This window comes from Streptococcus sp. (assembly GCF_019414905.1).
In the GTDB taxonomy this organism is placed as follows: Bacteria; Bacillota; Bacilli; order Lactobacillales; family Streptococcaceae; genus Streptococcus.
This window is the reverse complement of the sequence record NZ_DXLC01000215.1, coordinates 1-9,037: the sequence shown is the minus strand read 5'-3', so window position 1 is coordinate 9,037 and position 9,037 is coordinate 1. Positions and strand designations below refer to the sequence as shown.

General features: G+C 38.5%; 10 protein-coding genes. 7 read left to right on the top strand and 3 right to left on the bottom strand.

Annotated elements, in window-relative coordinates:
- Positions 1-8: 8 nt before the first annotated feature.
- From QZ359_RS06470 to QZ359_RS06460, 3 genes are all read right to left on the bottom strand, one after another.
- Positions 9-494 (bottom strand): aminoacyl-tRNA deacylase, encoded by a 486-nt coding sequence (locus QZ359_RS06470; RefSeq protein ID WP_293964341.1) that lies wholly within the window; start codon positions 492-494, stop codon positions 9-11.
- On the bottom strand, positions 494-1,336 hold the full coding sequence (locus tag QZ359_RS06465) for a DUF368 domain-containing protein (RefSeq protein WP_261059524.1): 843 nt from the start codon (positions 1,334-1,336) through the stop codon (positions 494-496). Before QZ359_RS06465 ends, QZ359_RS06470 begins: the two co-directional genes overlap by 1 nt.
- Positions 1,337-1,430: 94 nt before the next feature.
- Positions 1,431-2,231, bottom strand: coding sequence for a glycoside hydrolase family 25 protein (locus tag QZ359_RS06460; RefSeq protein ID WP_261077166.1), 801 nt, complete (start codon positions 2,229-2,231; stop codon positions 1,431-1,433).
- 155 nt (positions 2,232-2,386) lie between these two features.
- Here QZ359_RS06460 and glmU point away from each other — a divergent pair, with 155 nt between their 5' ends.
- The 7 genes from glmU (at position 2,387) to QZ359_RS06425 (ending at position 8,381) form a co-directional block, all read left to right on the top strand.
- The gene (gene glmU, locus QZ359_RS06455) at positions 2,387-3,766 is read left to right on the top strand and encodes a bifunctional UDP-N-acetylglucosamine diphosphorylase/glucosamine-1-phosphate N-acetyltransferase GlmU (protein WP_293964337.1); all 1,380 of its coding nucleotides are present in this window, start codon (positions 2,387-2,389) and stop codon (positions 3,764-3,766) included.
- A gap of 9 nt (positions 3,767-3,775) precedes the next feature.
- Positions 3,776-4,321, top strand: coding sequence for an NUDIX hydrolase (locus QZ359_RS06450; RefSeq protein ID WP_293964335.1), 546 nt, complete (start codon positions 3,776-3,778; stop codon positions 4,319-4,321).
- Between the two features lie 11 nt (positions 4,322-4,332).
- Complete coding sequence (macP, locus tag QZ359_RS06445; protein ID WP_261012485.1) at positions 4,333-4,644, top strand: cell wall synthase accessory phosphoprotein MacP; 312 nt, start codon at positions 4,333-4,335, stop codon at positions 4,642-4,644.
- A 16-nt stretch (positions 4,645-4,660) separates the two neighbouring features.
- On the top strand, positions 4,661-5,353 hold the full coding sequence (locus tag QZ359_RS06440) for a 5'-methylthioadenosine/adenosylhomocysteine nucleosidase (RefSeq protein ID WP_218773975.1): 693 nt from the start codon (positions 4,661-4,663) through the stop codon (positions 5,351-5,353).
- Between the two features lie 76 nt (positions 5,354-5,429).
- The gene (gene rocS, locus QZ359_RS06435; RefSeq protein ID WP_000021242.1) at positions 5,430-5,921 is read left to right on the top strand and encodes a chromosome segregation protein RocS; all 492 of its coding nucleotides are present in this window, start codon (positions 5,430-5,432) and stop codon (positions 5,919-5,921) included.
- Positions 5,922-6,018: 97 nt separating this feature from the next.
- Positions 6,019-6,609 (top strand): 3'-5' exonuclease, encoded by a 591-nt coding sequence (locus QZ359_RS06430; RefSeq protein ID WP_261121641.1) that lies wholly within the window; start codon positions 6,019-6,021, stop codon positions 6,607-6,609.
- Between the two features lie 8 nt (positions 6,610-6,617).
- Entirely contained in the window at positions 6,618-8,381 is a 1,764-nt protein-coding gene (locus QZ359_RS06425) for a glycerophosphodiester phosphodiesterase (protein ID WP_261140444.1), read from the top strand.
- The last annotated feature ends 656 nt before the right edge of the window (positions 8,382-9,037 follow it).

Genomic DNA, 9,037 nt, shown 5'->3' with positions numbered 1-9,037 from the left:
GTAGAGTTTCATTCTTGGCTGTCCTCCAATATATCTACAAAGTCAGCTTTTACAAAGCTAGCCAAATCTTGGGGAGCAACGATAATGCTGTGTCCGACCTCGCCCGCAGAGACAATCATTTGATCCAAGTTTAGGGCGATTTTATCGATAAAAATGGGATAATTGTGTTTCTGACGAATTCCGACAGGATTATTAGCTCCATGAATGTAACCAGTTGTTTTTTCCAAGTCCTTTTGGGGAATCATGCTCACTTTTTTATTGCCAGAAATTTTGGCTAGTTTCTTTTCCGACAAGTGTTGAGTGATAGGGACAATTCCGATAATCGGTCCTGTCTTGTCTCCCAAAAGAGCCAAGGTTTTGAAAATCTGATCTCGTTCATAACCTTGAGGAAGCTCTCCTTCCAGGGCATTGATTTGAATCCCCTGATGTGGGATGCCTGCTTTAGACAGGATTTGTTCCACTAATGTTTTTTTGATTTTAACTTTTTTTGCCATTATTTATACTTATCCTCCAATTGGCTCATCCAAATACCAAGCCATATTCCCAGTGCAAAGAAGAAGGCGATGATGACATACCCAACAAGAGAAAGGCCAGTGTATTGGATACTTTCAGCGTTTCCTGCATTTGGAATCAAGATCAAAAGAGTACTTGATAAGACGATTCCGATGATGAAATGATAGACGCGTGAGTGGTAGTTATTTAAGGCATAATCCATCAATTTTGAAAAAATGATGAGAGTTGCACCTGCTCCAATTCCAATTGGAAAGAAGGTTCCCAAGAGATCAAAGGTTTTAAAACCTGTCAGCATAGGAGCATAGAGGCCCAAAATCAAAAGTAGATTCGATGGACTGAGGCCAGGAACTAATACGCCAAGAGCCAGCAGTGCACCAGCTAGGACGAAACTAAGAAAGCTGGCACTTAAGGTTCCAACAACAAAATTTAAGGCATAGAGTCCTAGTCCAGAAATGATAAAGGTTGCCCAGAACCAAGCTAAATCAATCTTGTCTCGGTCAGATTCTCGAGTTGATTCTTTGAGGAGGCTAGGAACAGTACCAATAATGGCACCCGCAAAGCTCCATAAGACAAAGACCTGATAATTTTCAAGCAGGTATTCAATCGGGTAGGAAAATAAGCCGATTCCCAGAAGCATACCAATGGCAACTGGAATAAAGTACAAAACATTTTCTTTAAAGTCTTTAAAGGGATGGGCCAGAAAACCAATCATTCGTTCATAAATTCCTAAGATTGCTGCTAGAACCCCTCCGGAAATTCCCGGTAGGATAAATCCAAGAGCAATGACAATCCCTTTAATAACACGTGCTAACCATGAGAGCATATATTTCCTCCAACTATTTCTATTTCACAAAATCCTTACTATATTGTATCACAATCAAACACAAAAAGAAAAAGCAAATGATAAACAAATGCTTTTAAGGTTTTAAAAAGAGTTTTCTAAAGGTTTCTTCTTTGTTTTTTAAGGACGAAATGACGTTGATGTCCAAATCGTGGTCAAAGCCAGCAATTTTTCCTTTAGATGTGTATTGGTGAATATCATAATCTAAGTCCGTATTAGGTTTGCTTTCGAAAAATCCGGTATTTGAACCATAGGAAGGAATCCAAACAGACGTAAATTTTCCTGTATCAATACTGTGTTCTTCCATGAAGTATACACCAACGTAGATTCCGATGTTTTTAGCACCAAGTGATTCTAGCTTTGCTCGAAAGGCTTCAACACCCTCGTTCATATTGGACATGGTTTTTTCTTCCACGTCTAGCCAATAGTAACTAGGGCTGTATGGTGAAGAGGCGTTATAAAAAACTTCAGCGGCTTTTTCCATTTCTTGGACACTTTTTCCAGCTAAATAAGCATAGACACCAACTGGGACATTTCGTTTTTGAAACTCCGTGATATGGGTTTTAAAGGCCTTATCTACCCCATTAACAAAGGCAGCATCGTTCTCTTTGGACGTTTGAGCGCCACTATGGACGCGAACAATAGCTCCAGAAATGTTTTGGGACAGAGTATCGTAATTAATTTCCTCAGGACGCTGCCAACCAGAAACATCAATTACCGGTTTATCTATATTGTGTAGCGCTTGTGTTTCTACTTGCGCGATATTTGACTTTGTTTTTACAGGATGGTCCTCAAAAAGAGGGCGATTCAGGATTAAAATGAAAATCATAATCCCAAAAAAACCAAATAAAATAAGCGGATTAATTTTCTTTCTCATATCTCATAATTTTACCTTAAAAATGAAAAAAAATCAAAAAAAATACTCAAAAAATGGGTTAAGAAAAGGACTTTGGAGCATTTTTTCATTCAAGGGAGCGGAATGATTTGAAATATGGTATAATAAAAGGGAATTTCTAGAGAAAAGAGAAGATTATGTCAAATTATGCCATTATTTTAGCAGCGGGTAAAGGGACTCGCATGAAATCTGATTTGCCAAAAGTTTTGCACAAAGTTGCGGGTATTTCTATGTTGGAACATGTTTTCCGTAGTGTGGGAGCTATCCAACCTGAAAAGACAGTAACAGTTGTCGGACACAAGGCAGAATTGGTTGAGCAGGTCTTGGCTGGACAGACAGAATTTGTGACTCAATCTGAACAGTTAGGAACTGGCCATGCAGTTATGATGACAGAGCCAATTTTGGAAGGTTTGTCAGGGCACACCTTGGTCATTGCAGGAGATACTCCTTTAATCACAGGTGAAAGCTTGAAAAACTTGATTGATTTCCACATCAATCATAAGAATGTGGCCACTATCTTGACTGCTGAAACAGATAATCCTTTTGGCTATGGACGTATTGTGCGTAATGACAATGCTGAGGTTCTTCGCATTGTTGAGCAGAAGGATGCTACAGATTTTGAAAAGCAAATCAAGGAAATCAACACTGGAACATATGTTTTTGACAACGAGCGTTTGTTTGAGGCTTTGAAAAATATCAATACCAATAACGCTCAAGGAGAATACTATATTACAGATGTTATTGGTATTTTCCGTGAAGCTGGTGAAAAAGTTGGCGCTTATACTTTGAAAGATTTTGATGAAAGTCTTGGGGTAAATGACCGTGTGGCACTTGCGACAGCTGAGTCAGTGATGCGTCGCCGCATCAATCATCAGCACATGGTCAATGGTGTTAGCTTTGTCAACCCAGAAGCAACTTATATTGATATTGATGTTGAGATTGCTTCTGAAGTTCAAATCGAAGCCAATGTTACCTTGAAAGGGCAAACGCAAATTGGTGCTGAGACTGTTTTGACAAATGGTACATATGTAGTGGACAGCACTATTGGAGCAGGAGCTGTCATTACCAATTCTATGATTGAGGAAAGCAGTGTTGCAGACGGCGTAACTGTCGGTCCTTATGCCCACATTCGTCCAGGTTCAAGTCTGGGTGCCCAAGTCCATATTGGTAACTTTGTTGAGGTTAAAGGTTCTTCTATCGGTGAGAATACTAAGGCTGGTCATTTGACTTATATTGGAAACTGTGAAGTGGGTAGCAAGGTTAATTTTGGTGCTGGAACTATTACAGTCAACTATGATGGCAAAAACAAATACAAGACAGTCATCGGTAACAATGTCTTTGTTGGTTCAAATTCAACCATTATTGCGCCAGTAGAACTTGGTGACAATTCCCTCGTTGGTGCTGGATCAACTATCACTAAAGATGTTCCAGCGGATGCTATTGCTATTGGTCGCGGTCGTCAGGTCAACAAAGACGAATATGCAACACGTCTTCCTCATCATCCTAAGAATCAGTAGGAGCCTATCATGGAATTTGAAGAAAAAACGCTTAGCCGAAAAGAAATCTATCAAGGCCCGATTTTTAAACTGGTTCAAGATCAGGTTGAATTACCAGAAGGCAAGGGAACTGCCCAACGGGATTTGATTTTCCACAATGGAGCTGTCTGTGTTTTAGCTGTGACGGATGAACAAAAACTCATCTTGGTCAAGCAGTACCGCAAAGCTATCGAGGCTATCTCTTACGAAATTCCAGCCGGAAAGTTGGAAGTAGGAGAAAACACAGACCCTATAGCAGCAGCCCTTCGTGAATTAGAGGAAGAAACAGCCTACACAGGGAAATTAGAACTTTTGTATGACTTTTATTCAGCCATTGGCTTTTGTAATGAAAAATTAAAGCTATACCGAGCAAGCGATTTGACGAAAGTGGAAAATCCGCGTCCGCAGGATGAAGATGAGACCTTGGAAGTCCTTGAAGTGAGCTTAGAAGAAGCTAAGGAATTGATCCAATCAGGTCATATTTGTGATGCCAAGACAATTATGGCTGTTCAATACTGGGAATTGCACAAAAAATAGAGGAGGTCAGTATGAGTAAACCTTTATTAACGGATGAAATGATTGAAAGAGCTAATAGAGGCGAAAAAATTTCAGGTCCCCCTTTGCTAGATGATGAGGAGACCAAGATTTTACCAACCTCTTCTTCCCGTTTTGGTTATGCCAATCCTAAGGAACATGGTTTTAGCCAGGAAACCTTGAAGATTCAGGTCGAACCGTCTATTCATAAAAGCCGTCGCATTGAAAATACTAAGAGAAATGTCTTCAATTCTAAGTTGAATAAGATTTTATTTGCAGTCATCTTTCTCTTGATTTTGCTTGTCTTAGCAATGAAACTTTTGTAATAGAAAAGGAATTGAAATGAAAATAGGAATTATTGCGGCTATGCCAGAAGAACTGGCGTATCTGGTTCAGCATTTAGACAATGCCCAGGAGCAAGTTGTTTTAGGCAATACCTATCACACAGGAACCATTGCCTCGCATGAAGTCGTTCTTGTAGAAAGTGGAATTGGTAAGGTCATGTCTGCTATGAGTGTGGCGATTTTGGCTGATCATTTTCAAGTGGATGCTTTGATTAACACGGGATCTGCTGGAGCAGTAGCAGAAGGTATTGCTGTTGGGGATGTTGTGATTGCTGACAAATTAGCCTATCATGATGTGGATGTCACAGCATTTGGCTATGCTTATGGACAAATGGCGCAACAACCACTTTATTTCGAATCAGATAAAACCTTTGTCGCCAAAATCCAAGAGAGTTTATCTCAATTGGACCAAAAATGGCATCTTGGTTTGATTGCTACAGGAGATAGTTTTGTCGCAGGAAATGATAAGATAGAAGCGATTAAGTCCCATTTCCCAGATGTTTTGGCTGTTGAGATGGAGGGGGCAGCTATTGCTCAGGCAGCACATGCTCTTAATCTTCCAGTCTTAGTCATCCGAGCTATGAGTGACAATGCCAACCATGAAGCAAACATCTCTTTTGATGAGTTTATTATCGAAGCTGGACGTCGCTCTGCCCAAGTCTTGTTAGCCTTTTTGAAGGCTTTAGATTAAGCGGAAATTTGACAGTTTTTCTAGCTTATGATAAGATTTAAGTAAAGAAAAGCTAGAAAACGTTTCAGAGGATATTATGAGTATTGAAATGACCGTCAGTGAGATTGCAGAGGTCTTAGGATTATCTCGCCAAGCAATCAATAACCGTGTCAAAGAATTACCAGAAGAAGACACAGATAAAAATGATAAAGGGGTAACAGTCGTTACCAGAAGTGGCTTGATTAAGCTAGAAGAAATCTATAAAAAAACGATTTTTGAAGATGAGCCTGTCAGTGAAGATGTCAAGCAACGTGAACTGATGGAGATTCTGGTTGATGAGAAGAATGCAGAAATTCTTCGTCTTTATGAACAATTAAAAGCCAAGGATCGTCAGTTATCAGAAAAAGACGAGCAAATGCGTATCAAAGACCGTCAGATTGCTGAGAAAGACAAACAACTCGATCAGCAGCAACAATTGACCCTTCAAGCCATGAAGGATCAAGAAAATCTTAAGCTAGAGCTGGACCAAGCAAAAGAAGAAGTCCAATCCACTAAGAAAGGCTTTTTTGCTCGTTTATTTGGAGGATAATCAAGGAGCTGTTTAGGTTAAATGCTAACCTGATGGCTTCTTTTGTTTGTGAATAGTATAGTTGATTAGAACAGAGACAGTATAGGAGAGGTATAGAATGGAACGATTAGAAGATTACATTGCTTTCGATTTAGAATTTAATCAGCACGAAGGACAAACACACTTGATTCAAGTATCGGCAGTGCGTTTTAAAGATGGTCAGGAAATCGATGCCTATGATTCCTATGTCCATACTAGTGTGCCTCTAAAAAGCTTTATCAATGGATTGACTGGAATTACAGCTGAAACCTTAAAAGATGCTCCTCCAGTTGAGGAAGTCATAAAAGATTTCCAAGAGTTTGTGGGTTCTTTACCCATGGTAGGCTACAATGCTGCTAAAAGTGATTTGCCTATTCTAGCAGAGCATGGTTTAGACTACAGCCCGCAGTACAAGGTGGATCTGTATGATGAAGCTTTTGAACGTCGGAGTTCGGATTTACATGGTATTGCCAATCTCAAATTGCAAACTGTTGCCTCATTTCTCGGATTTCAAGGTCAGTCCCATAATAGTTTAGAGGATGCTCGGATGACGGCGCGTGTTTACGAGTCCTTTCTAGAGTCGGATCAAGCTAGAGAATTGTTAGAGACAGAAAGTAGCCTATCAAACAATCCTTTTGGAGGCTTGGACTTGTCTCAATTATTTGACTAGGAGTGCCTATGAAACCTGAAAAACCTAAAAATCTAGGTTTTAAGCAGATATACTTTAATCTAGATAAAATACTCTTTCTTTTCTTCTTGACTTTCATGATGATTGAGTTTGTCTGGTTACCGTCAAATTCTTGGATTGCTGGACTTTTGCTCCGTCAGACAGGCTATCTCTTTCTTTCCTACAATAATATTTTTGCTATTATAACGGGCTCACCCTTTATTAGTCTTGCTTTATTTGTTCTGGTAATTGTTAATTTATTGGTCGCCTATTTTCAAATAGGACTTCTCTTTATTGGTGCTCGGCATTTATTATGTCATGAAAAGAGGACCTTGCTGGAGTATAGTCGCAAGGTCTTTCGACAAAGTTTCTTGTTTATGAAGCAAGTCACGCTTGCCAAGATAACCTTTATCTTCTTTTATGTCATGATGCTCTTTCCAGTGATTCGAAAGATTTTAAAGATTTACTACTTAAATAAAATTGTTATTCCGGACTTTATCGTTGATTATGTGGAAGACAAGTATTGGCTAGTAGGTATAGTGGTTACTATTCTGGCCTTACTTCTATTTTACATTTCAGTGCGTTTCATGTTTGCCCTATCTCAGCTTTTATTTGAAAAGAAAACAGTCAAAGAAGCTGTCAGATACAGTCTAGAGAAGACAAGAAAGCACTCCTGGTTTTATACTTGGAACTTGCTTTGGATTGTCGTCAAAACCTACCTATTTTTCATTCTTTTATTGATTCCAATATTAGCAAGTCAGGCACTGATGGATGGTCTGACCCACAAGGAATCTCTTGTTCTGGGAATTATCAACTTTGTCTTGATTAAGAATTTCCACTATATAGCCTTGACTTACTTTCTTATTAAGTTTGTTTCCTTCTTAACGGGAGAAGAACTAGAAATTACACCAAGGAGAAAGAAAGACCACTGGATGAGATGGGGAGTGATGGGCTGTGCTTGTATCTTTTTCGCTCTTGAGGGTTATGTTTATTTAGAAGCTCCAGTAGCCAATAAACCTTTAATCATTTCTCACAGGGGAGTATCTAATAAGAATGGTGTGCAAAATACCGTCCAATCACTAGAAAAAACCGCTCAGTTATCTCCAGATTTCGTTGAGACAGATGTTCAGGAAACAAAAGATGGCCAGTTTGTCATGATGCATGATGCTAATATCAAGAATCTGACAGGAGTTAATGCCAATCCACAGGATTTAACTTTGAAAGAATTAACCAAACTTGATATTTCAGAAAATGGTTATCATAGCAAGGTGTCCAGTTTTGATGACTATCTCAATAAAGCCAATGAATTGCATCAAAAACTCCTTATTGAGATTAAAACCAGTCGAAAAGATAGCCCAGATATGATGAAACGATTTATGGAAAAATATGGAACAGTTCTTAAGCAGAATGGTCACCAAATGCAATCCTTGGACTATCATGTGATTGACCAGGTGTTGGCCTATGACTCACAAATTCCAGTCTATTTCATCCTACCTTATAATAGTATTTTTCCAAGAACAAAGGCTACAGGTTACACCATGGAGTATTCAACTTTAGATGAAAATTTTGTAAACAAGCTTTGGAATACCGATCAGAAATTGTACGTTTGGACCATCAATAGTTCAGAGTCCTTTGATAAATCAGTTCATTTGGGAGCAGATGGCATGATAACGGATGACTTGGAACTGATTCAAGACCAGGTTACCATTGCCCAAGAAGACCCAGAGTATACTGAATTGCTTTTCAAACAGGCCATGGAATTCTTTAATTTTTAGTAAGCAAAAAACCACCTCTAAAATAGCAAAAAAACGAGCATTGTATCAGTTGGATATGCTCGTTTTCTTCTGTCCTAGTTTATGTAATAGATTGAATCTAGATTAGTACACCGTAGATACTAAACATTTTTAGAAATTAATTAGAGTTTCCTAATCGATTTGTTAATATCCTATATTAATCTATTATAATTAAAAACAACAAAATAGAAACTAATATCTATGAAGTGGTTGAGATAGACTATTTATGTTAGATGTTAAAGGCTTACTAACTTCTGCATGAAGAAGGATTTCGAATATAAGGTAAATGAAAAATGGATCTTGAGCTCCTTTGGGGCAGATGAGAGAGTATTGTTGGCGCGTGCAAAGTTTATGTTAGAGACAAATAAGTTATCACAACATAGCTAGGTTTCAATTTTATGAGTATGAATCTCATAAAATTGGTCAAGAATCTACCCTCTAAAACATCAATTATACAAAAACACAGTCTCTCTTTGGCTTGATTGTGGTCAAGGCAAAGAGAGACTGTGTAGTTTTATTTTTGAGTTAATTTTTTCTTAAATCAAGTGCTTACTGAGGATTGCTTTTATTTTCTGAAGTTGGAGTATTGGATTGTTTTTCATTTTCATCGGCAGGTTTACTCGTGGCAGGTGTAGTAG

Coding starts and splice junctions, on each gene's coding strand:
- QZ359_RS06470 (WP_293964341.1), bottom strand. CDS start 494: ATGGCAAAAAAAGTTAAAATCAAAAAAACATTAGTGGAACAAATCCTG.
- QZ359_RS06465 (WP_261059524.1), bottom strand. CDS start 1,336: ATGCTCTCATGGTTAGCACGTGTTATTAAAGGGATTGTCATTGCTCTT.
- QZ359_RS06460 (WP_261077166.1), bottom strand. CDS start 2,231: ATGAGAAAGAAAATTAATCCGCTTATTTTATTTGGTTTTTTTGGGATT.
- glmU (WP_293964337.1), top strand. CDS start 2,387: ATGTCAAATTATGCCATTATTTTAGCAGCGGGTAAAGGGACTCGCATG.
- QZ359_RS06450 (WP_293964335.1), top strand. CDS start 3,776: ATGGAATTTGAAGAAAAAACGCTTAGCCGAAAAGAAATCTATCAAGGC.
- macP (WP_261012485.1), top strand. CDS start 4,333: ATGAGTAAACCTTTATTAACGGATGAAATGATTGAAAGAGCTAATAGA.
- QZ359_RS06440 (WP_218773975.1), top strand. CDS start 4,661: ATGAAAATAGGAATTATTGCGGCTATGCCAGAAGAACTGGCGTATCTG.
- rocS (WP_000021242.1), top strand. CDS start 5,430: ATGAGTATTGAAATGACCGTCAGTGAGATTGCAGAGGTCTTAGGATTA.
- QZ359_RS06430 (WP_261121641.1), top strand. CDS start 6,019: ATGGAACGATTAGAAGATTACATTGCTTTCGATTTAGAATTTAATCAG.
- QZ359_RS06425 (WP_261140444.1), top strand. CDS start 6,618: ATGAAACCTGAAAAACCTAAAAATCTAGGTTTTAAGCAGATATACTTT.